16 protein-coding genes and 1 pseudogene are annotated in these 22,641 nt (G+C 64.1%); 11 read left to right on the top strand and 6 right to left on the bottom strand.

Going from position 1 to position 22,641, the window contains the following annotated elements:
- The first annotated feature begins 18 nt into the window (after positions 1-18).
- From pimA to ABIB06_RS05995, 8 genes and pseudogenes are all read left to right on the top strand, one after another.
- A complete protein-coding gene (pimA, locus tag ABIB06_RS06030; RefSeq protein WP_354044621.1) occupies positions 19-1,713 on the top strand; it encodes a dicarboxylate--CoA ligase PimA in 1,695 nt (564 codons plus the stop codon).
- Positions 1,710-2,897, top strand: a complete 1,188-nt coding sequence (locus ABIB06_RS06025) for an acetyl-CoA C-acyltransferase (protein WP_354044622.1) — start codon at positions 1,710-1,712, stop codon at positions 2,895-2,897. Before pimA ends, ABIB06_RS06025 begins: the two co-directional genes overlap by 4 nt.
- A gap of 16 nt (positions 2,898-2,913) precedes the next feature.
- A complete protein-coding gene (gene pimC, locus ABIB06_RS06020) occupies positions 2,914-4,104 on the top strand; it encodes a pimeloyl-CoA dehydrogenase large subunit (RefSeq protein WP_354044623.1) in 1,191 nt (396 codons plus the stop codon).
- Between the two features lie 132 nt (positions 4,105-4,236).
- A complete protein-coding gene (gene pimD / locus ABIB06_RS06015; protein ID WP_354044624.1) occupies positions 4,237-5,379 on the top strand; it encodes a pimeloyl-CoA dehydrogenase small subunit in 1,143 nt (380 codons plus the stop codon).
- 154 nt (positions 5,380-5,533) lie between these two features.
- Positions 5,534-6,307 carry an SDR family NAD(P)-dependent oxidoreductase gene (locus ABIB06_RS06010; protein ID WP_354044625.1) on the top strand — a complete coding sequence of 258 codons (774 nt, stop codon included), beginning with the start codon at positions 5,534-5,536 and terminating at the stop codon, positions 6,305-6,307.
- Positions 6,308-6,569: 262 nt separating this feature from the next.
- On the top strand, positions 6,570-8,072 hold the full coding sequence (gene glpK / locus ABIB06_RS06005) for a glycerol kinase GlpK (protein WP_354044626.1): 1,503 nt from the start codon (positions 6,570-6,572) through the stop codon (positions 8,070-8,072).
- Positions 8,073-8,150 (top strand): annotated as a pseudogene (locus ABIB06_RS06000) (GNAT family N-acetyltransferase); the annotation flags it as partial.
- A gap of 341 nt (positions 8,151-8,491) precedes the next feature.
- Positions 8,492-9,121, top strand: coding sequence for a glutathione S-transferase family protein (locus tag ABIB06_RS05995; protein WP_354045067.1), 630 nt, complete (start codon positions 8,492-8,494; stop codon positions 9,119-9,121).
- A gap of 352 nt (positions 9,122-9,473) precedes the next feature.
- On the opposite strand, the gene ABIB06_RS05990 is transcribed toward ABIB06_RS05995, so the two are convergent.
- The 4 genes from ABIB06_RS05990 to metF form a co-directional block, all read right to left on the bottom strand.
- A complete protein-coding gene (locus tag ABIB06_RS05990; protein ID WP_354068625.1) occupies positions 9,474-10,481 on the bottom strand; it encodes a DUF3592 domain-containing protein in 1,008 nt (335 codons plus the stop codon).
- A gap of 82 nt (positions 10,482-10,563) precedes the next feature.
- On the bottom strand, positions 10,564-11,256 hold the full coding sequence (locus tag ABIB06_RS05985; protein WP_354045069.1) for a hypothetical protein: 693 nt from the start codon (positions 11,254-11,256) through the stop codon (positions 10,564-10,566).
- A 567-nt stretch (positions 11,257-11,823) separates the two neighbouring features.
- Positions 11,824-15,681, bottom strand: coding sequence for a methionine synthase (metH, locus tag ABIB06_RS05980; protein WP_354044629.1), 3,858 nt, complete (start codon positions 15,679-15,681; stop codon positions 11,824-11,826).
- A gap of 6 nt (positions 15,682-15,687) precedes the next feature.
- Complete coding sequence (gene metF, locus ABIB06_RS05975) at positions 15,688-16,608, bottom strand: methylenetetrahydrofolate reductase [NAD(P)H] (RefSeq protein ID WP_354044630.1); 921 nt, start codon at positions 16,606-16,608, stop codon at positions 15,688-15,690.
- A 387-nt stretch (positions 16,609-16,995) separates the two neighbouring features.
- Here metF and ABIB06_RS05970 point away from each other — a divergent pair, with 387 nt between their 5' ends.
- Complete coding sequence (locus ABIB06_RS05970; protein ID WP_354044631.1) at positions 16,996-18,009, top strand: LLM class flavin-dependent oxidoreductase; 1,014 nt, start codon at positions 16,996-16,998, stop codon at positions 18,007-18,009.
- A gap of 129 nt (positions 18,010-18,138) precedes the next feature.
- Here ABIB06_RS05970 and ABIB06_RS05965 read toward each other — a convergent pair whose 3' ends face one another.
- Positions 18,139-18,984 carry a prephenate dehydratase gene (locus ABIB06_RS05965; RefSeq protein WP_247343888.1) on the bottom strand — a complete coding sequence of 282 codons (846 nt, stop codon included), beginning with the start codon at positions 18,982-18,984 and terminating at the stop codon, positions 18,139-18,141.
- A 21-nt stretch (positions 18,985-19,005) separates the two neighbouring features.
- Complete coding sequence (locus ABIB06_RS05960; RefSeq protein ID WP_247446273.1) at positions 19,006-19,746, bottom strand: 3-deoxy-manno-octulosonate cytidylyltransferase; 741 nt, start codon at positions 19,744-19,746, stop codon at positions 19,006-19,008.
- A 218-nt stretch (positions 19,747-19,964) separates the two neighbouring features.
- Between ABIB06_RS05960 and ABIB06_RS05955 the strand changes: the two genes are divergently transcribed.
- Both ABIB06_RS05955 and ABIB06_RS05950 read left to right on the top strand, forming a co-directional pair.
- The gene (locus ABIB06_RS05955) at positions 19,965-20,516 is read left to right on the top strand and encodes a c-type cytochrome (RefSeq protein WP_247343882.1); all 552 of its coding nucleotides are present in this window, start codon (positions 19,965-19,967) and stop codon (positions 20,514-20,516) included.
- 211 nt (positions 20,517-20,727) lie between these two features.
- A complete protein-coding gene (locus ABIB06_RS05950) occupies positions 20,728-22,629 on the top strand; it encodes an extracellular solute-binding protein (protein WP_354044632.1) in 1,902 nt (633 codons plus the stop codon).
- The last annotated feature ends 12 nt before the right edge of the window (positions 22,630-22,641 follow it).

The following is a 22,641-nucleotide window of genomic DNA, read 5'->3' as shown; positions in this document are numbered from 1 at the left end:
GCAAAGTAACGAAGTGAAATGACCCATCCCGGCGAACAGTTTTATCCCGAAGGCGTGCGTTGGGACGACACCGTCGTCCAGGGCTCGCTGCCTGACCTGCTGGCCAAAGCCGCCGCCGAGTACGGCCCGCGCACCGCGCTGGAATTCCGGGAGCGTCCGATCAGTTGCACCGAACTCGCCGCGATGGCGGAGCGTGCGGCTGCCGCGTTCCTGCGCGCCGGATGCGGGAAGAATACTTCCATCGCGCTGTTCCTCGGCAATACGCCGGACCATCCCGTCAATTTCTTCGGCGCGCTGAAGGCCGGCGCGCGCGTTGCGCATCTCTCCCCGCTCGACGGCGAGATTGCGCTGACTCACAAGGTTTCCGATTCCGGCTCGCGCCTGCTCGTCACGTCCAACCTCGCGGCGCTGCTGCCCACCGCGCTGAAGTTCCTGGAGAAGGGGTTGATCGATCGCCTGGTCGTCTGCGAGGACGACAATTGGGGCAAGGTCGGCACGCCGCAGGCCGCTATCCCCGTTGATCCGCGCATCGTCACCTTCAAGACCTTCGTCGAGGGCGCGACCGCGCCGGCACAGTGGCCGTCCGTGACGGCCGACGACGTCGCGCTGCTGCAATATACCGGTGGCACCACCGGCCTGCCCAAGGGCGCGATGCTCACCCATGGCAATCTGACTTCCGCGGTGTCGATCTACGACGTCTGGGGCAAGCCGTCGCGCGCGACGCGCGGCGATGCCATCGAGCGCGTGATCTGCGTGCTGCCGCTGTTCCACATCTACGCGCTCACCGTCGTGCTGCTGTCCTCGCTCAGCCGCGGCAATCTGATCTCGCTGCATCAGCGTTTTGACGTCGAAGCGGTGATGCGCGATATCGAAATCAAGCGCGCGACCTATTTCCCGGGCGTGCCGACGATGTGGATCGCGATCGCAGCCCTTCCCGATCTCGACAAGCGTGACTTCTCTTCGCTGGTGACGATCGGCTCCGGGGGCGCGCCGCTTCCGGTGGAGATCGCAAATTTCTTCGAGCGCAAGGTCGGCAAGAAGCTTCGCAGCGGCTGGGGCATGACCGAGACCTGCTCGCCCGGCACCGGTCATCCGCCCACAGGTCCCGACAAGCCCGGCTCGATCGGCCTGATGCTGCCCGGCATCGAACTCGACGTCGTCTCGCTGGACAATTCCACGAACGTGCTGCCGCCGGGTGAAGTCGGCGAGATCCGCATCAGGGGCCCGAACGTCACCCAGGGCTACTGGAACAAGCCGAAGGAATCCGCGGAGTCCTTTGCCGACGGCCGCTTCCTCACCGGCGACATTGGCTACGTCGACACGGACGGCTATTTCTTCCTGGTCGACCGCAAGAAGGACATGATCATCTCCGGCGGCTTCAACGTTTATCCGCAGATGATCGAGCAGGCGATCTACACCATTCCCGGCGTGCACGAGGTGATCGTGCTCGGCATTCCCGACCAGTACCGCGGCGAGGCCGCGAAGGCCTTCATCAAGCTGAAGCCGGACGCAAAGCCGTTCTCGCTCGACGATTTGCGCGCGCAGCTCACCGGCAAGCTCGGCAAGCACGAATTGCCGGCCGAGGTCGAATTCGTCGACGATCTGCCGCGCACGCCGGTCGGAAAGCTGTCGCGCCACGAGTTGCGTCAGCAGCAGAAACCATCACAATCCGCCCCACTTGCCACCCAACCTGTATCAGGAGGTCGCTCTTGACCAACGCCGTCATCGTTTCCACCGCCCGCACCCCGATCGGCAAGGCCTATCGCGGCGCGCTCAACGCCACCGAGGGTGCGACCCTGCTCGGCCATGCCATTGGCGAAGCCGTCGCGCGCGCCAAGATCGACCCGAAGGAGGTCGAGGACGTCGTCATGGGAGCGGCGCTGCAGCAGGGAACGACCGGAGGCAATATCGCGCGCAAGGCGCTGCTCCGCGCCGGTTTGCCCGTCACCGTTGGCGGCACCACCATCGACCGGCAATGCGCCTCGGGCCTCCAGGCGATCGCGCTCGCCGCGCGCTCGGTGATTTTTGACGGCGTCGAGATCGCGGTCGGTGGCGGCGGCGAGTCCATCTCGCTGGTGCAGAACGACAAGATGAACAGCTTCCACGCCCAGGACCCGGCGCTGCTCGAGATCAAGGGCGAGGTCTACATGCCGATGATCGACACGGCCGAAATCGTCGCCAAGCGCTACGGCATCTCGCGCGAGAAGCAGGACGAATATTCGCTGGAAAGCCAGCGCCGCACTGCGGCCGCGCAACAGGGCGGTAAGTTCAAGGACGAACTCGCGCCGATCACCACCAAAATGGCCGTGACCGACAAGGCGACCGGCGCAGTCTCGTTCAAGGACGTGACGCTGTCGCAAGACGAGGGTCCGCGGCCCGAGACCACCGCCGAAGGCCTCGCCGGCCTCAAGACCGTGCGCGGTGAAGGTTTTTCGGTCACTGCCGGCAATGCCAGCCAGCTCTCGGACGGCGCCAGCGCCTCCGTCATCATGAGCGACAAGGAAGCGTCGAAGCGCGGCCTCAAGCCGCTCGGCATCTTCCGCGGCTTCGTCTCCGCCGGCTGCGAGCCGGACGAAATGGGCATCGGCCCGGTGTTCGCGGTGCCGCGGCTGCTCAAGCGTCACGGCCTCACGGTCGACGACATCGGCCTGTGGGAGCTCAACGAAGCGTTCGCGGTGCAGGTGCTGTATTGCCGCGACAAGCTCGGCATCGACCCTGACAAGATCAACGTCGACGGCGGCGCGATCGCGGTCGGCCACCCCTACGGCATGTCGGGCGCGCGCCTCACCGGCCACGCCCTGATCGAAGGCCGCCGCCGCAAGGCGAAGTACGCGGTCGTCACCATGTGCGTCGGCGGCGGCATGGGCGCAGCGGGCTTGTTTGAGATTTTGCAGTAATTCACAGGAGGATCCGATGGATCTCGCATTCACGAAAGAAGAGCAGGCGTTTCGCGAGGAAGTGCGGGAGTTCTTCCGCGGTAACGTGCCGCCGGATACGCGGCGCAAGCTGGTCGAGGGCCGCCACCTCTCGAAGGACGAGATGGTGACGTGGTGGCGCATCCTCAACAAGAAGGGCTGGGGCACCAGCCACTGGCCCAAGCAATATGGTGGTACCGGCTGGACCTCCGTGCAGCACTACATCTTCAACGAGGAGCTGCAGTCCTATCCGGCGCCGCAGCCGCTCGCCTTCGGCGTCAGCATGGTCGGCCCTGTGATCTACACCTTCGGCAACGAAGAGCAGAAGAAGCAGTATTTGCCGCGCATTGCCAATGTCGAGGATTGGTGGTGCCAGGGTTTCTCCGAGCCCGGCTCCGGATCTGATCTCGCTTCGCTGAAGACAAAAGCCGAGCGCAAAGGCGACAAGTGGATCATCAACGGCCAGAAAACCTGGACCACGCTCGCCCAGCACGCCGATATGATCTTCTGCCTCTGCCGCACCGACGCGACCGCGAAGAAGCAGATGGGCATCTCCTTCATCGTGTTCTCGATGAAGTCGAAGGGCGTCACCGTGCGCCCGATCCAGACCATCGACGGCGGCGTCGAGGTCAACGAAGTGTTCTTCGACGACGTCGAGGTTCCCTACGAGAACCTGATCGGCGAGGAGAACAAGGGGTGGGATTACGCAAAATTCCTGCTCGGCAATGAGCGCACCGGCATCGCGCGGGTCGGCGTCTCCAAGGAGCGGCTGCGCCGCATCCGCGACTTGGCCTCCAAAGTCGAATCCGGCGGCAAGCCGATCATCCAGGACGCGGCCTTCCGTGAGAAGCTCGCGGCCTGCGAGATCGAGCTCAAGGCGCTCGAGCTCACGCAGTTGCGCGTCGTCGCCGACGAAGGCAAGCACGGCAAGGGCAAGCCCAATCCGGCGTCCTCGGTCCTGAAGATCAAGGGCTCCGAGATCCAGCAGACCACCACCGAGCTGCTGATGGAAGTGATCGGCCCGTTCGCCGCGCCCTACGACGTGCACGGCGACGACGGCTCGAACGAAGCCATGGACTGGACCGCGCAGATCGCGCCGAGTTATTTCAACAACCGCAAGGTCTCGATCTACGGCGGCTCCAACGAGATCCAGCGCAACATCATCGCCAAGGCGGTGCTGGGACTTTGATCGTACACTATTAACACGCACTCACCGTCATGGCCGGGCTTGACCTGGCCATCCACGCCTAGCGGCCGAAAGAACCTGGATGCCCGGCACAAGGCCGGGCATGACGAAATCGATACCGGGAGAGCAAATAACATGGATTTTGATCTGAACGAGGAGCAACGGCTTCTCAAGGAAAGCATCGACGGCCTCTTGACCGATTCCTACGATTTCGAGAGCCGCAAGAAATACATGAAGGAGAAGGGCGGCTGGAGCAAAGCCGTCTGGGGCAAGCTCGCGGAGCAGGGCCTGCTCGGTCTGCCTTTCGCGGAGGCCGATGGCGGCTTCGGCGGCGGCGGCGTCGAGACCATGATCGTGATGGAAGCGCTCGGCAAGGCATTGGTGCTCGAGCCTTATCTCGCAACCGTCGTGATCGGCGGCGGCTTCCTGCGCCATGCCGGCTCCGATGCGCAGAAGGCTGCGCATGTGCCCGGCATCGTCGACGGCAGCAAGACGCTGGCGTTTGCCCAGCTCGAGAAGAATTCGCGCTACGATCTCTTCGACGTCTCCACGACGGCGAAGAAGAAGGGCGACGGTTGGGTCATCGACGGCGAAAAATTCGTCGTGCTCAACGGCGAGAACGCAGATACCCTCATCGTGACCGCGCGCACCAAGGGCGAGCGCCGCGACAAGAGCGGCATCGGCGTGTTCATGGTCCCGGCGAGCGCCAAGGGCGTGACCAAGAAGTCGTACCCGACCCAGGACGGCCTGCACGCCGCCGACATCACCTTCACCGGTGTCGAGGTCGGGGCTGATGCGGCGCTCGGCAATCCCGATGATTCGCTCGCGCTGATCGAGCGTGTCGTGGACGAAGCCCGCGTCGCGCTCTGCGCCGAGGCGGTCGGCCTGATGGACGAGTCGCTGAAGACCACGGTCGAGTACATCAAGACGCGCAAGCAATTCGGCGTCGCGATCGGCTCGTTCCAGTCGCTCCAGCACCGCGCCTCCGACATGTTCGTCGCCGCCGAGCAGGCAAGATCGATGTCGATGTTCGCGACCATGGCGGCCGATTTCGAGGACGCCAAGGAACGCTCCAACGCCATCGCTGCCGCCAAGGTGCAGATCGGCAAGTCGCTGAAGTACGTCGGGCAGCAGGCGATCCAGCTCCACGGCGGCATCGGCATGACCATGGAGGCGAAGATCGGTCACTACTTCAAGCGCCTGACCATGATCGAGAACTCGTTGGGCGACACCGACTACCACCAGCGCCGCGTCGCGGATGGTGGCGGGTTGATCTAAGCGCCGGATCGCGAGGCGGCAGCCGCATAAAGATCGTCATGCCCGGGCTTGTCCCGGGCATCCACGTCTTGGCGGCGAGACAAAGGCGTGGATGGCCGGAACAAGCCCGGCCATGACGGCGGACTAAGCGAGCACGATAGAAAGAGGGAGCATCATGAAAAACACCCCGTTCGATCTCACCGGCAAGGTCGCCGTGGTCACTGGCTCCAGCCGCGGCATCGGTCGCTCCTCCGCCGAACTGCTCGCAAAGCTCGGCGCAAAAGTCGTCGACTCCTCGCGCAAGGCCGACGCCTGCAAGGAGGTCGCCGACGGCATCAATCCGGCCGGCGGCGATGCAACCGTCATCCCCTGCAACATCGCGCGCAAGCAAGAGGTCGAGGCGCTGATCACGGGCGCCACGAAGCATTACGGCAAGATCGACATCCTCGTCTGCAACGCCGCGGTGAATCCATATTACGGCCCGCTGCTCGACATCACCGACGAGGCCTTCGACAAGATCATGGGCTCGAACGTCAAGAGCAACATCTGGCTCTCCGCGCTGGCGATCCCGCAAATGGCCGAGCGTGGAGGCGGCTCCGTCGTCATCGTCTCCTCGATCGGCGGCTTGCGCGGCTCGACCGTGATCGGTGCCTACGGCATCTCCAAGGCCGCCGACTTCGCGCTGTGTCGTTCGCTCGCCGGCGAATGGGGTCCGAAAGGCGTCCGCGTCAACTGCATCGCGCCCGGCCTCGTCAAGACCGACTTCGCCCGCGCGCTGTGGGAAGACGAAGCGAATCTAAAACGCCGCACCGCCACCACCCCGCTTCGCCGCATCGGCGAACCCGATGAAATCGCGGGCGCAGTCGCCTACCTCGCCTCGGATGCGTCGAGCTTCATGACGGGCCAGACCATCGTCATCGACGGCGGCGTGACGACGGCGGCGGTGTAAAGCGGTCTACTCCCTCGCCCCGCTCTTGCGGGGAGAGCGTTGGGGTGAGGGGCTGTCTCCAGGAATACGGCTGGCGATGAGTTCGCGGAGAGTCCTCCTCACCCGGAATTCAAGCTGCGCTTGAATTCCGACCTCGTGTGAATCGGATAGCCGCAAGCGGGGCGAGGTGAAGACGACTCCGGCAGCCTTGACCTTCCCGTCCTAATCCGCTCCCTTTGGCGCGACATATGACCCGTCACCGGGAAACACCAAGGTAGCTCCCATGTCTTTCGTCCTCGCCATCGACCAGGGCACCACCTCCTCGCGCGCGATCGTGTTTCGCAGCGACATCTCGATCGCCGCCCGTGCACAGCAGGAGTTTCCGCAGCATTTTCCGGCGTCGGGCTGGGTCGAGCACGAGCCGGAGGACATCTGGACCTCGACCGTAATGGTCTGCCGCGATGCAATCGCGCAGGCCGGCATCACCGCCAAGGACATCGCCGCGATCGGCATCACCAATCAGCGCGAGACCACCGTGGTGTGGGATCGCGCCACGGGACAGGCCGTTCATCGCGCCATCGTCTGGCAGGACCGCCGCACCGCCGACATCTGCGCCAGGCTGAAAGCCGACGGCCGCGAGCCGGTGATCTCGCAAAAGACCGGCCTCATCATCGACCCCTATTTCTCCGGCACCAAGGTCGCCTGGATTCTCGACCACGTCCCCGGCGCCCGGGCGCGTGCCGCGCGCGGCGAATTGATGTTCGGCACCGTCGATTGCTACCTGCTGTGGCGCCTCACCGGCGGCAAGGTGCACGCCACCGACGCCACCAACGCCTCGCGCACGCTGCTGTTCAACATCCACACTGGCGCGTGGGACGACGAGCTGCTGGAGATCATCGGCGTGCCGCGCTCGATGCTGCCCGAGGTGAAGGATTCCTCCGCCCGCTTCGGCGAGACCGTGCCCGATCTGTTCGGCGGCGCTATCGCGATCTCAGGCATCGCCGGCGACCAGCAGGCCGCGACCATCGGCCAGGCCTGCTTCCGCCCGGGAATGATGAAGTCGACCTACGGCACCGGCTGTTTTGCGCTGCTCAACACCGGCACCACGCCGGTGGCCTCGAAGAACAAGCTGCTCACCACCATCGCCTATCAGCTCGGCGGAAAACGCACCTACGCGCTCGAAGGCTCGATCTTCGTCGCGGGCAGCGCGGTGCAGTGGCTGCGTGATGGCCTCGGCATCATCAAGCACGCCGCCGAAACCGGACCTCTTGCCGATCAGTCGGACTCAATGCAGAGCGTCTATCTCGTGCCGGCCTTCGTCGGCATGGGCGCGCCCTACTGGAATCCGCGCGTGCGCGGCGCGCTGTTCGGCCTCACCCGCAACACCGGCCCGGCCGAGCTCGCCCACGCCGCGCTCGAAAGCGTCTGCTACCAGACTTTTGACCTTTGGGCCGCGATGCGCGCCGACTGGCCGAGCTCGGAAACGGCAAGCGTCGTGCTCCGCGTCGACGGCGGCATGACCGCATCCGACTGGACCATGCAGCGCCTCGCCGATCTGTTGGACGCACCGGTCGACCGCCCGGTGATCCAGGAGACGACTGCGCTCGGCGCCGCCTATCTCGCCGGCCTCCAGGCCGGCGTCTATCCCGAGCCGACCAAATTCGCCGACAACTGGCGCCTCGAACACCGCTTCAAGCCGAACATGAGCCAGGCGACGCGCGAGCGGAAGCTCGCGGGCTGGGCGAGGGCGGTGAAGGGGGTGCTGGCGAGTGACGAGGGGGACTGAGTGATCCTCCCCGATGGCTATTCCGATGTGCCCAAGGGGAAGATCGCTGCCGTCGTCACCCATCTGGAGATGACCGCGCCGGCGCGGGCGAGTCTCGAGGTTCTTGATGTCGCAGCGGAGTACGCCCTGACCGTTATCGGTGAAGAATTGGCAGGCGATGTTTTTCGACGGGGTCGAGAACCCGATCGGGCGGTCCTGCGCGTGGGCAGTGATGGTGGCGAGCACGGAGACTCCAAGGACTAACATCGCAAATCGCGTCATCATGCATGCACCTGCGCTCAGCTCTGTCATGCCCGGACTTGATCCCGGCATCCATCGCTTCCTAATCTGGGGAAAGATGGATTGCCGGGCCTTCGCCGCGCCGAAGGGGCTTCGGCCTCGCAGGCGGGTCAAGCCCGGCAATGACGAAAGGTCCCGCCATGTTCCTGATCGGCCAATACGACTCCCCCTTCGTCCGCCGCGTCGCGATTGCGCTCCGGCTTTACGGGCTCGCCTTCGAGCACCGGCCGTGGTCGACCTTCGGCGATGCCGACAAGATCGCGCCCTATAATCCGCTGCGCCGCGTGCCGACGCTGGTGCTCGACGATGGCGAGGCGCTGATCGAGAGCACGATCATCCTGGATTATCTCGACGAGCTCGTGGGACTCGAGAAGGCGATGCTGCCGCGCGGCGGCGCCGAGCGGCGGCGTCACCTGCGCATCTGCGCGCTCGCCTCCGGCCTCGGCGACAAGGCGGTGAGCCTGCTCTATGAGCGGGTGCTGCGGAAGGAGCAGCTTGCGCTGTGGGTCGAGCGCTGCCAGGCGCAGATCGCGGACGTGCTCGGCGTGCTGGAGGCCGAGCGCGCCAAGGTGACCACGCCGAACTGGCTGGGCGACCGCATCGGCCACGCCGACGTCGCGGTGGCCTGCGTCGTCCGCTTCACCCGAGAGGCGCATCCGCAGTTGTTCGACGTCGCGCGCTATCCGGCGTTGTCGGCTCACGCCGACGCTTGCGAGGCGCTGGCGCCGTTTCAGGAGATCGTGCAGCCGCTGGCGCCGCCGAAGGGGTGACCTTTTTCAATCTCTCTCCGCGGGCGGCAGGGCAATTGCATTTGGCGTGCACGATGCGGCAGCATCAGCAGTTGGCTCCCCCTCCGCTTGCGGGCAGGGCAAGTGCATATGAAGAAGCATATGCCTGGAAGCTCGACTGCGGCAATCCTTCGAGACGCCCGCCTGCGGCGGGCCCTCAGGATGAGGGATGAGTATGCGGCAGCATTTCAACGCAGAGGGATGCAGCTGAGCCTCATCCTGAGGAGGCCGCGAAGCGGTCGTCTCGAAGGACGAGGCGCTCACTCAGGCGCCGCTGAGACGTCATGTGCGATTGCCCCGCCGCTAGCGGGACGAGGCGAAGGGAGAGGCGCCGCTACGCAAATCCAATTTTGATCAGGATTGTCAGGAAAAGGCCTCCGACGACCGCGCAGACCGCGGCACCGATCAGCGGCCCCAGCGCGCCTTCCCGGCTTGCGGGCTCCAGCACGGCTTGTCCCGGCTGGTCCGGATCGTAATAGACCTTCACACTCTGCCCGGGACGATATTTCGCCGCGGCCTCGGCGGCGACCTCGCGCAGCCCGGAGATCATGGTGCCGTTCCAATCGACTTCGGTGCCGATGAAGTCGCGCTTGCCGACCCTGTAGGCGTAGCGCAGGTCGACCTGATAGCGGTGGACAAGCTTTGAAGTCGTCGGTCTGTTGTCGTGGTCGGTCTTCTCCTCGATGATTTCCTCGATCACGTCGCAGCGCGTGACCCTGCCCGACGCGGTCGGCCAGCGCAGGCTGGCACTCGCCAGCCGGCGCGTCCTGACATACTCGGCGACGCAGAACACGCCGCCCACGAGCACGATGGTCGGCAGCGCGAACGCGAACAGCGGAACGCCATTGTCGGCGTAGAGCACGTGGCCTGCGAACGAATGCGCGGTCAGGGTGGCGGCGATGACGCCGAACACCATGGTGAACGCCACCAGCGCCGCGACGTTCTGCGCGGCAGCAGGCTCCAGCAGCGCCTCGGTCGGTTGCTTCGGATCGACATGGACGTCGACATGGGCGCCGACCGGATATCGTCCGGTCAGTTTTGCGGCCAGGACCCTCGTCGTGATGGCGGGGCCGCCCACAAAGATCTTGTCGCTTTCCAGCTCCTGGCCGCCGGCCTGATAGCGATAGCGGATGATGGGCTTGGCATCGTTCCCATCGTCCGAGGCGTGCGCCGCCGGCTGGTCGACCCGGGAGACCGTGATGATACCCTCAACCCTGTCCCAGCTCCGCGCGGCCTGCATCCGGCCCCGCATGCGGACCAGATTGAACAGCGTCAATCCAAACAGCAGCACTGCGATGCCGGCGGCAATCTGTGTCCACATCAATTGTTGGGCGTTCAGCATCCGATTCCCCTGCTCTTCGGCGGCGACCGCCATTGGTCGCAGCGAGCGCGCGTTGCGTTCACGGCAGGGTGCGGCGCCGATCCTACTTCCGCGTACAGGGCTTGATCTCGCCCGTCGCGGACTTCAGGACGATCGGATTTGGCGACAATCTTATGCCGAAGAACAGTTGAGAGCCGGACACCTTGTCGTCCGCCCCCTCGTGTACGTCCAGATCGAGCTTCGCGGCGATCTCGGATGTCAGCTTGGCCTTCTCCTCCATCGAAATCGCGTTGCGATATTTGATCTCGTAGACGACATCGGCCTCCAGCACGGACCGCGTCTGGCACACGACGGCGCCGCTCGAAACGTTCTGGGTGATCGCGTCCTCGCATTCGGCCTTCAGCAATGCGTTCCGGGTCGATATCAGCGACTCGTCGGAAATCAGCAGAATGTTGGCATTCTCGAGCTTGAGGTTGACCGCCTCGACCTGCTGCATCCCGGCGACAGCCGACAGCTTGTCCCTGACCTGGGCCGACACGTCGAGCTTCTTCTCGAGCGACTGCTTCAGGTCCCGGTCAACGGTCCGCGATCTCTGGATCTTGCCGGTCAGGAGTGTAGGGTCGATGTCGCAGGTCGGATGCAGCTCCAGCCGGCCGTTGCTCAGATACTCGATCGTGTTGATCGTGCCGGGGCCGCCAAAAGTGCTTGGCGGTACCACTTCGAAATATCCGGTCTCGGAGAGGATGGCCGTGATCGTGTGCTTCTTTCGCGGGAAGCCGGCGTAGACCGAGACCATCACGAGGGCAATCGCGACAAAAACTCCGCTACCAAGCCAAAGCCATTTGCGGCTTGCTACTTGCCTGGGCAGCACAACTGACTTCGCTCTCCGCATGGCACGTAGCCTTTCGGACAGTCCGCAGAGGCAATCGTGGGCAGCACGACAAGAACGATCGCGGCGACGAACAGTGCAATGAACTGCTTCATGTGTTCGATCCCGAGCAAACCATCGGTTTGAAGGTAGCAGACCGGTAGGCTATCGAATCCAGGTTGAGTGGACAAGTGAACGACTTCACACTGTCTGGTTCCCGCGCGAAAAAAGCCGGAGAGGCGAGATCGTGCAGCCGCCAACGCCACAGAGGCGTGAAGGCTCGCAACGCGGAGTGCGAAACTGGCGCGGTTGGCGATGATGGAATGCTACAGGTGTTTTGCCCGACGGAGCAACAGTGCTTGCGGTCGCGATCTTGGCCGCGGCCGACGATCTCGTGCCCGCCCGCCGCTCTGGAGGGAAAAAATGTTCAGGCTTTTCAATCCCATCGCTACTGTGCATGGGGTTGTTTTTTAGTTTTTGAGTTGAGGGGCGCGCCTACCCCGCGCCCGCGCGTTTCTTCTGCCAGACGAGATGCACCGCGCAGGTGCAGCCGGGCGGGTGCGAGGCGAGGTCTTTTGACGTCTCGTCGTTTGCGGGTGTCGCCGCAAACGTCTTGTCGGTGCCCTCCCGCGACGGGATGTAGTTCAGCACCGGCGCGAGCCAGCGCTCGGTCTCGGCGACGCTCATGCCCTTGCGTACGGCATAGTCCTCGACCTGGTCCCGCTCGATCTTGCCGACGCCGAAATAATAGCTCTCGGGGTTCGCGAAATAGAGCCCGGACACGGAAGAGCCCGGCCACATCGCAAAGCTCTCGGTCAGCGTCACGCCGGCGGTGTTTTCTGCGTCGAGCAGCTCGAACAGCGTCGCCTTCTCGGTGTGATCAGGCTGCGCGGGATAGCCGGGCGCGGGGCGGATGCCCTGGTACTTTTCGAGGATCAACTCGTCGGTCGAGAGCGCCTCGTCCGGCGCATAGGCCCAGAACTCGCGGCGCACGCGGGCATGCATGCGCTCGGCGAAGGCCTCCGCAAGGCGATCGGCCAGCGCCTTGCACAGGATCGATGAGTAGTCGTCGTTCGCCATCTTGAAGCGGTCGGCAATCACATCCTCCCCGATCCCCGCAGTGACGACGAAGCTGCCGACATAATCGGGCACACCGGTGCCGACCGGTGCGATGAAGTCGGACAGCGCCGCGTTGAAACGGCCCTCGCGCTTCTCGAGCTGCTGACGCAGCGTGTGCAGCGTCGCGATCGACTTGGTGCGGCTTTCGTCGGCGTAGAGCACGATGTCGTCGCCCTGCGCATTCGCCGGCCAGAAGCCGACGGTCGCGCGCGCCCGGAACCATTTCTCCTTGACGATGGTGTCGAGCATTTTTCGCGCGTCATCGTAAAGCGAACGCGCGACTTCGCCGACCTTGGCATCATCGAGAATCGCCGGGAAGCGGCCCGCGAGCTCCCAGGTCTGGAAGAACGGCGTCCAGTCGATATAGGGCACGAGCTCGGCGAGATCGTAGTCGTCGAAGCTTCTGGTGCCGAGGAAGGTCGGCTTCACGGGCTTGTTCGCTGCGAAATCGACCGGCACGCGGTTCTTGCGTGCCACCTCCAGCTTCAGCCGCTTCTTGTCGGCCTGCGCGCGCATATGCGCGTCCGAGATTTTTGCGTACTCGGCACGCACCTCGGCGGCATAGGCCTCGCGCTTCTCGGGCGAGAGCAGCGCGGAGGCGACGCCGACGGCGCGGCTGGCGTCGTTGACATGCACCACGGGGCCGGCGCGATAGCTCGGGTCGATCTTCACGGCCGTATGCACACGGCTTGTCGTCGCGCCCCCGATCAGCAGCGGCAGCTTGAGGCCTTCGCGCTGCAATTCGCCGGCGAAGAACGCCATCTCGTCGAGCGAGGGCGTGATCAGGCCGGACAGGCCGACGATGTCGGCCTTCTCCGCCTTCACGATCTCGACGATCTTGGCGGCAGGCACCATCACGCCGAGGTCGATGACCTCGTAATTGTTGCACTGGAGCACGATGCCGACGATGTTCTTGCCGATGTCGTGGACGTCGCCCTTGACGGTCGCGAGCACGATCTTGCCGGCGGAGGATTTTGCATCGCTGTCGATGCCGTTGGCGCGATTGCGCGCCTTCTCCTCTTCCATGAACGGCATCAGCCAGGCCACCGCCTGCTTCATGACGCGTGCGGACTTCACCACCTGCGGCAAAAACATCTTGCCGTCGCCGAAGAGGTCGCCGACCACGTTCATGCCGGCCATCAGCGGTCCTTCGATCACGTCGAGCGGACGCGTCGAGGTCTTGCGGGCCTCTTCGGTATCCTGCTCGATGAATTCGGTGATGCCGTGCACCAGCGAATGCGACAGCCGCTTCGCCACCGGCCATTCGCGCCAGGCGAGATCGGCTTCCTTGGTCTGGGTCTTGTTGCCGCGGAATTTTTCCGCGAGCGCCAGCAGACGCTCGGACGCGCCCGGATCGCGATTGAGGATGACGTCCTCGCAGACCTGGCGCAATTCGGCATCGATGTCGTCATAGACGATCATCTGCCCGGCATTGACGATGCCCATGTCCATGCCGGCCTTGATGGCGTGATACAGGAACACCGAGTGCATGGCCTCGCGCACCGGCTCGTTGCCGCGGAACGAGAACGACAAATTGGAGACGCCGCCCGAGATGTGCGCGCCCGGCAGGTTCTTGCGGATCCAGCGCGTCGCCTCGATGAAGTCGACGCCGTAATTGTTGTGCTCCTCGATGCCGGTCGCGATCGCGAAAATATTGGGATCGAAGATGATGTCTTCCGGCGGCAGGCCGACGCGGTTGACCAGGATGTCGTAGGCGCGCTTGCAGATCTCGGTCTTGCGCGCGAACGTGTCGGCCTGGCCGACCTCGTCGAACGCCATCACCACGACGGCCGCGCCGTGGCGGCGGGCGATCTTGGCCTCGTGAATGAATTTCTCCTCGCCTTCCTTCATCGAGATCGAATTGACGATCGGCTTGCCCTGCACGCATTTCAGACCGGCCTCGATCACCGAGAATTTCGAGGAATCGACCATCACGGGGACGCGGGCGATGTCGGGTTCGGCGGCGACGAGGTTGAGGAAGGTCACCATGGCCGCTTCGGAGTCGAGCAGGCCCTCGTCCATGTTGACGTCGATGATCTGCGCGCCGTTCTCGACCTGGTCGCGTGCGACCTGCAGCGCGGCGGTGTAGTCGCCGGCGGTGACCAGCTTGCGGAAGCGGGCGGAGCCGGTGACGTTGGTGCGCTCGCCGACATTCACGAAGGGAATCGCGTCGGTCAGGATGAACGGCTCGAGGCCGGACAGCCGCAAGCGAGGCTCGATCTCCGGCACGATGCGCGGCTTGTGCGGCGCGACCGCAGCGGCGATCGCCGCGATATGATCCGGCGTGGTGCCGCAGCAGCCGCCGACGATGTTGACCAGACCATCACGCGCGAACTCGCCGATCAGGCGCGCCATGTACTCCGGCGTCTCGTCATACTGGCCGAACTCGTTGGGCAGGCCGGCGTTGGGATAAGCACAAACAAGCGTGTCGGCGACGCGGCCGATATCGGCGATGTGCGCGCGCAGATCTTCCGCGCCGAGCGCGCAGTTGAAGCCGATGGTGACGGGCTTTGCGTGCTGCACCGAATGCCAGAATGCCTCCGGCAGCTGGCCCGACAGCAGGCGGCCGGACTTGTCGGTGATGGTGCCCGACACCATCACGGGCATGTCGATGCCGCGCTCCTCGGTGATCTCGGCGATCGCGTAGAGCGCCGCCTTGGCGTTCAGCGTGTCGAAGATGGTCTCGACCAGCAGCAGATCGACGCCGCCGTCGAGCATGCCGTTGATCTGTTCGCCATAGGATTTTCGCAGATCGTCGAACCTGACGGCGCGGTAACCGGGATTGGAAACGTCGGGCGAAATCGAGGCGGTGCGGTTGGTCGGGCCGATGGCGCCGGCGACAAAGCGCGGCTTGCCGTCCTCGGCTTCGACGCGGCGTGCGGCGTTGCCGGCGAGGCGGGCGCCTTCGCGCGCCATCTCGTAGACGATGTCGGTGAGGTCGTAATCGGACTGCGCGATCGAGGTCGTGGAGAAGGTGTTGGTGGCGACGATGTCGGCACCGGCACGCAAATACGCCGCGTGGATGTCCTCGATCGCCTGCGGCTGGGTCAGGATCAAGAGATCGTTGTTGCCGCGCAAATCGCGATGAAAATTCTTGAAGCGCTCGCCGCGGAAGGCGGCCTCGTCGAACTGGAGGTTCTGGATCATCGTGCCCATGGCGCCGTCGAGCACGAGAATACGCTCGCGCGCGGCGTTCAAAAGGGCAGTTCGCTTGGAAGAGGTGGATACGGTCATGTTGTCTTAAGCCGCCTTCTGCGCGCTCTTGGCGCGGATGCCGAGCAAATGGCTGATCGCGAACACGAGATCGGCGCGGTTCATGGTGTAGAAATGGAAGGTGTCGACGCCGTGCTTGGCGAGCTTCTGCACCTGGCCGGCCGCGACGGTGGCTGCCACCAGCTTGCGGGTCTCGGCGTCGTCGTCGAGGCCCTCGAACTTCGCGGCGAACCAATCCGGCACGGAGGTGCCGGCGCGGGTGACGAAATTGCGGGCTTGCTTGAAATTGTGCATGGGCATGATGCCCGGCACAATCGGGATGTTGATGCCGCGGGCGCGGACGCGGTCGAGATAGCGGAAGTAGAGATCGTTATCGAAGAACACCTGCGTGATCGCGCGGGTCGCACCCGCATCAACCTTGGCCTTCAGCGTGTCGATATCATCGTCGAAGTCGCGCGCCTCGGGGTGCTTCTCGGGGTACGCCGAGACCGACACTTCGATGTCGGCGTGACGCTTCTTGATGCCGGCGACGAGCGCATCGGACGTCTGGTAGCCGTCGGGATGGCTGGAATAGGGCGTGCCGATGCCGCCTGCGGGATCGCCGCGCAGGCCGACGATGTGGCGCACGCCGACCTCGTGATAGCGGTCGACGATCTCGTCGATCTCGCCGCGCGAGGCGCCGACGCAGGTCAGATGCGCGGCCGGCAGCAGCGCGGTCTCCTTCAGGATACGCGAGATGGTCGAGTGGGTGCGCTCACGGGTCGAGCCACCGGCGCCATAGGTCACCGAGACGAATTTCGGGTCGAGCGGGGCCAGCCGGTTGATGGTGTCCCAGAGATTGCGCTCCATATCTTCGGTCTTGGGCGGAAAGAACTCGAAGGAGATCGCAGGCCGCTTCAGGTGCCCGTCGTGCCCGTCGGTGTGGGCGGCCGTCGTCACGTCAGTCATGGGCACCACTCACTCCAGATTATTCACCAGGTTTTGGCGCCGGTCAGCGCTAGCCTGGGATGTCCAAGATAGGACAAAGGCAGTCTGATCGACAGCCCATCGTGGATGGGAAATGGCCCACTTCATGTGTATTAGGCTGAGTTTTTCTACCTTATGGTCGAGTAGTGGGAATTATGCTCATGGTAAAATACATCGATATATCAATATTTTGATGCAAGTTAAGGGCAGTTCGGTGGTTGGCTTGATCTGTGGGCAGCCTGAATTCGAAATGATATGCAGGCCGTTCGTCCCAACTACCCGCTTCCGCGTCCCGGCCCGCGGCCTGCACGTCAGACCTGCGCGGCCTGCCCATTGCCGCCGCGCCGCTCTCCACTACGTTAGCGCGCCATGATCCCGCTCTCAGTCCTCGACCTCTCCGTCGTCACAACAGGCACAAAGCCCGCCGCGGCGTTGCGCAACAGCATCGATCTGGCGCGCCATGTCGATGGGCTCGGCTATGTCCGCTATTGGCTCGCCGAGCATCACAACCTCGCCTCCGTCGCGAGCCCGGCGCCCGACGTGATGATCGGGCAGATCGCGGCGGTGACGAAGCACATCCGCGTCGGCTCCGGCGGCGTGATGCTGCCCAACCACGCGCCGCTGGTCGTGGCCGAGCGCTTCAAGATGCTGGAGGCGCTGTTTCCCGGCCGCATCGATCTCGGCCTCGGCCGCGCCCCCGGCACCGACGGCGCCACGGCCTATGCGCTGCGTAGCCGGCTCGATCGCCGCGAAGGCGACGATTTCCTCGAGCGGCTGCACGAATTGATCCTGTGGCAGACCCGGGAATTCCCCTCGGGCCATCCCTACCACAACGTCGTCGCGATGCCCGACGATACGCCGTTGCCGCCGATCTGGCTGCTCGGCTCCAGCGATTATTCCTCGGAGCTCGCCGCGCAGGTCGGCATGGGCTTCGCCTTCGCCCATCATTTTGCGTCCCACGATGCGATCGATGCCATGGTGCATTACCGCAATCGTTTTCAGCCCTCGGCCTGGAGCGCGAGCCCGCGCGCGATCCTCGCAGTCGCCGTCATCGCGGCCGACACGGATGAGGAGGCCGAAAAGCTCGCCACGTCTTTCGATCTCAACCGCCTGCGCCGCGACCGCGGTCAATATCTTCCGCTACCAAGCGTCGAGGAAGCGCTGGCCTATCCCTATACCGACTCCGAGCGCACCTCGATGCGGCGCAACCGCTCCCGTCTGTTCGTCGGCAGCCCTGCTACCGTGCAAAAGACGCTGCAGCCGCTGATCGATTCGAGCAAGCCGGATGAGTTGATGGTGATCACCGCCGTGTACGACCACGACGCGCGCAAGAAGTCGTATTCGCTGCTGGCGGAGGCGTTTGGACTTAAGGCGGCCGGATAAAGCTCTCGTGCCCCGGACGCAGCGCAGCGCCCCTTCGGCGGTGCGCTGCAGAGCCGGGGGGCCCATCGCGCCCCTGCGCTTCGCAGCCTCTGGATCCCGGCTCGCGCTTCGCGCGTCCGGGACACGAAACTATTCCATCGTCGCCCGGAAAGGATGCCCCGGATACACGCCGACGATGCGGAATTCGCGCGAGAAGAATTTCAGCTCCTCGATCGCAAACGCAAGGCCCTTGTCGTCAGGGTGGCCGTCGACGTCGGCGTAAAACTGGGTGGCGAAGAAATTGCCGTCGACCATGTAGCTCTCGAGCTTGGTCATGTTGACGCCGTTGGTGGCAAAACCGCCGAGCGCCTTGTAAAGGGCGGCCGGCAAATTGCGCACCCGGAAAACAAAAGTGGTAACCAGCGGGCCGGAGTTTTGGGCGGCCCATTTCGGCTCGCGCGCGAGCACCACGAAGCGCGTGGTGTTGTGGGCCTCGTCCTCGATGTCCTCAGCCAGAATGTCGAGGCCGTAGATCTTTGCGGCGAGGCGCGAGGCGATTGCGGCGACGGTCTTGTCGTTGCGCTCGGAGATGTCGCGGGCGCTGCCGGCGGTATCGGCGTGCACGATCCCCTTGATGCCAAGCTTGCGGATGATGCGCCGGCATTGGCCGAGCGCGTGCACATGGCTCTCGACGCTCTTGATGTCGGCAAGCTTGGTTCCCTTCACCGCCATCAGCTGATGACGGACGGGCAGAAACCATTCGCCGATGATGAAGAGGCCCGAGGCCGGCAGCAAATGATGGATGTCGGCGACACGGCCCGCGACCGAATTCTCGATCGGGATCATGCCGAGATCGGCCTCGCCCGACGAGATCGCCGACAGCGCGTCCTCGAAGGTGGCACAAGGCATCGGCTCTGCGTCCGGATAGGCCTCGACGATGGCGATGTGGGAATTGGCCCCAGGCTCGCCCTGGAATGCGATTTTCAGCTTGCTCATGCTCGGCCTTGTAACAGCGGCTCAGGATTTGGAAAGGATGCTGCGCGCGGTTTCGAGGTCCGCCGGCGTGTCCACCCCGCGGGGCACGGTATCGACAATGGTGAAGTCGATGCGCATTCCGGCCTCAAGCGCCCGAAGCTGCTCGAGCTTCTCCTGCAATTCCAGCGGCGAAGGCGGAAGCCGGACGTAGCGCTCCAGCGCGGCGCGGCGATAGGCGTACAGGCCGATATGGTGGTAACGCGGTCCGTCGCCGGTCGGAGCGGTGGCGCGGGTGAAATAAAGTGCGCGCATCCGTCTGCCGCCGAGCGAGGTTCCGATCGCCTTCACGACGCTCGGCGCGAGGTCCTCCTCCTCGGTGTGGATCTGCGAGGCCAGCGTGGCGATGTCCACGACGGGGTCTTGCAGCGGCGGCAGCACCTCGCGGATGTTGTCGATCGTGATGGTCGGAAAATCGCCCTGGAGATTGACCACGATCTCGGCCTTGCCGTCCGGATCGAGCTTCTGCATGGCCTCGTGGATGCGGTCGGAGCCGGAGGGGTGCTCCGGGCGGGTCATCACGGCCTCGCCGCCATGGGCGGTCACCACGGAAGCGATCTCCGCCGTGTCCGTTGCGACTGCGACCCGGCCTATCCCGGCGGCCTCGGCACGGCGCATCACATGCACGATCATCGGCTGCCCCGCGATATCGGCGAGCGGCTTGCCGGGCAGGCGGGTGGCGGCCATGCGGGCTGGAATCAGCACCAGGATGCGGGGATTGATCATCGGTTCAAGGGCCTGGAAACGGGGCGTTTTCCGCGCCGAGAAATGGGGTGGGGACGGGCCTGAAGCCCGCTCGCTTATACGGGTTGCCAGACCCCGGGCAAACCGATATCTCAATGGCAAAACTCGGGGAAACAATTGGGAACGTTTGATTCTCCCGAGGCTCGTCCTGGCGGCCGCCTGGCCGCCAATTCTTCTTGCGGTGTGGGGCCTGGCCGGAAATGGACTCTTTCGAACTCAACAAAATTCTCGGTGCCGTGCTCGGCACCTGTCTCATCCTGCTGGTGACGAGCTTCACCGCGAGTGCGCTGTTCTCGCCCAAGATGCCGGAAAAGCCGGGCTTTGAGATCGCCGTGAAGGAAGACGCCGGCCACGGCAAGGAAGGCGCCGCCGCCGCTGCCCCCTCCGAGCCGATCGAAAAGCTGCTCCAGACCGCCTCGGTCGAGAAGGGCGCCTCCGCCGCCAAGAAGTGCGGCGCCTGCCATACCTTCGAGAAGGGCGGCCCGAACCGCGTCGGTCCGAATCTCTTTGGCATCGTCGGCGAGCCCAGGGGTGAAGGACGCGGGTTCAATTTCTCGGCCGCCATGAAGGCCAAGGGCGGCACCTGGACGTTCGACGACCTCAACAAGTTCATCGCCAACCCGAAGGGCTTCATCCCGGGCACCGCGATGGGCTTCGCCGGCATTCCGAAGGATTCCGAGCGCGCCGACGTCATTGCCTATCTGAATTCGCTGTCGGACCATCCGCAACCGTTGCCGACCGCCTCGAAGTAAGGCGTCAAAAAATCCTTCTTAAACCATGCGGCCAGGCTGGAAAGCCTGGCCGTTTCCGTGTCCGGGCCTCGCGGCAACGTTATCGGGGCGTTTGGCCGCATCGGATGGCCGTCCGGCCTTCCAAGATGAGGAAAAAGCAACATATTCCGTCGAAACCTTGCCTATATTGGGACCTTAAAGGAGTAGCCTCCTTCAAGACAGGAATGTTGATTTGGCCATTACCCGACGCGATCTCCTGCTAACCGGCACTGCTGCCGCCGCCCTCCCCGCCCTCGGTTCCGTAGCGGGCATTCCCGTCATTGGCGTGGCGCACGCGCAATCTGCCAGTGAGCTTCCTTGGCGTCACGCGCTGTCGCTGTTCGGACAGGTCAAGTACCCCGCGGAATTCAAGCGCTTCGACTACGTCAATCCGGAAGCGCCCAAAGGCGGCGTCGCGCGCCAGATCGCCGTCGGCACATTCGACAATTTCAACATCGTCGTCTCCGGTGTGAAGGGGCAGGTCGCCGGCGCAGTTGCGTTCATTTACGAATCCCTCACGACGCCCTCGCTCGACGAAGTTTCGACCGAATACGGCGCGCTGGCCGAGGCCGTCAGCCACCCGGACGATTTTTCCTTCGTCACCTATCGTTTGCGGTCCGACGCCAAATGGCATGACGGCAAGCCTGTGACCGCGGACGACGTGATCTTCTCGCTCGATTCCTTCAAGAAGCATCACCCGCAATACTCGGCTTATTACAGCCATGTGACGAAGGCCGAGAAGGTCGGCGAGCGCGAGGTGAAGTTCGTGTTCGACGCGCCGGGCAACCGCGAACTCCCGCAGATCGTCGGGCAGCTCACGGTCTTGCCGAAGCACTGGTGGGAGGGGACCGACGCGCAGGGTCGCAAGCGCGACGTTTCCGCCACTACGCTCGAAGTGCCGCTCGGTTCGGGCCCCTACAGGATCAAGGAATTCGTTGCCGGACGGTCGATCGCGCTGGAGCGCGTCAAGGATTATTGGGGGCGCGATCTCGCCGCCAATGTAGGCCGCAATAATTTCGACGAGATGCGCTACGAGTATTTCCGGGACGCCACCGTGGCGATCGAGGCTTTCAAGGCCGATCAGGTCGATTGGCGTACCGAGAACAGCGCGAAGAACTGGGCGACGGCCTACGACTTCCCGGCCGTCACTGAAAAGCGGGTGATTCTCGAGGAGTTCGCCAATCGCAGCTCGGGCGTCATGCAGGCCTTCGTGCCGAACCTGCGCCGTGCCAAGTTTAGCGACCCCCGCGTGCGACGCGCTCTCAACTATGCGTTCGACTTCGAGGAGATGAACAAGCAGATCTTCTATGGTCAGTACAAGCGCATCAGTAGTTATTTCGACGGCATCGACGACCTCATGGCGACCGGCTTGCCGCAGGGCAAGGAGCTCGAAATCCTCGAGACCGTCCGCGCCGAGGTCCCGCCCGAAGTCTTCACCACGGCCTACACCAACCCGGTCGGCGGCAGTCCGGAAGCCGTGCGCGAGAATCTGCGCGAGGCGCTTCGCCTGTTCAAGGAAGCCGGCTACGAGGTGCGCGACCGCAAGCTGATCGACGTCAAGACCGGCGCTCAGTTCTCGCTTGAGCTGCTGAACTCGGATCCGAGCTTCGAGCGGATCACGCTGTTCTACAAGCCGTCGCTGGAACGGCTCGGCATCGCGGTCAGCGTGCGCACGGTCGATCCGACCCAATACGAGAACAGGACCAGAGAGTGGGATTTCGACGTCGTCACCAACTCCTGGGGCGAGTCGCAGTCGCCGGGTAACGAGCAGCGCGAATTCTGGTCATCCAAGTCGGCTGATATCGCCGGGTCGCGCAACATTACCGGCATCAAGAATCCGGCAGTCGACAAGCTGATCGAGCGGGTGATCTACGCCACGGGTCGCGACGATCTCGTCGCGGCCACCAAGGCGCTCGATCGCGTGCTGCTGTGGAATCACTACGTCGTGCCGCAATGGACCTATTCGAAAGTCCGCACCGCGCGCTGGGACCGCTTCAGCCGGCCGGCGGAGCTGCCCAGATACGGTCAGTCTGGCTTCCCGTTCATCTGGTGGTACGACGCGGACAAGGCGGCGCGGATCGCAAAGAAGTCGTGAGGGGCATTTCTC

This window comes from Bradyrhizobium sp. LB8.2 (genome assembly GCF_040548035.1).
Lineage (GTDB): Bacteria > Pseudomonadota > Alphaproteobacteria > Rhizobiales > Xanthobacteraceae > Bradyrhizobium.
This window is presented reverse-complemented; position numbering and strand designations above follow the sequence as displayed.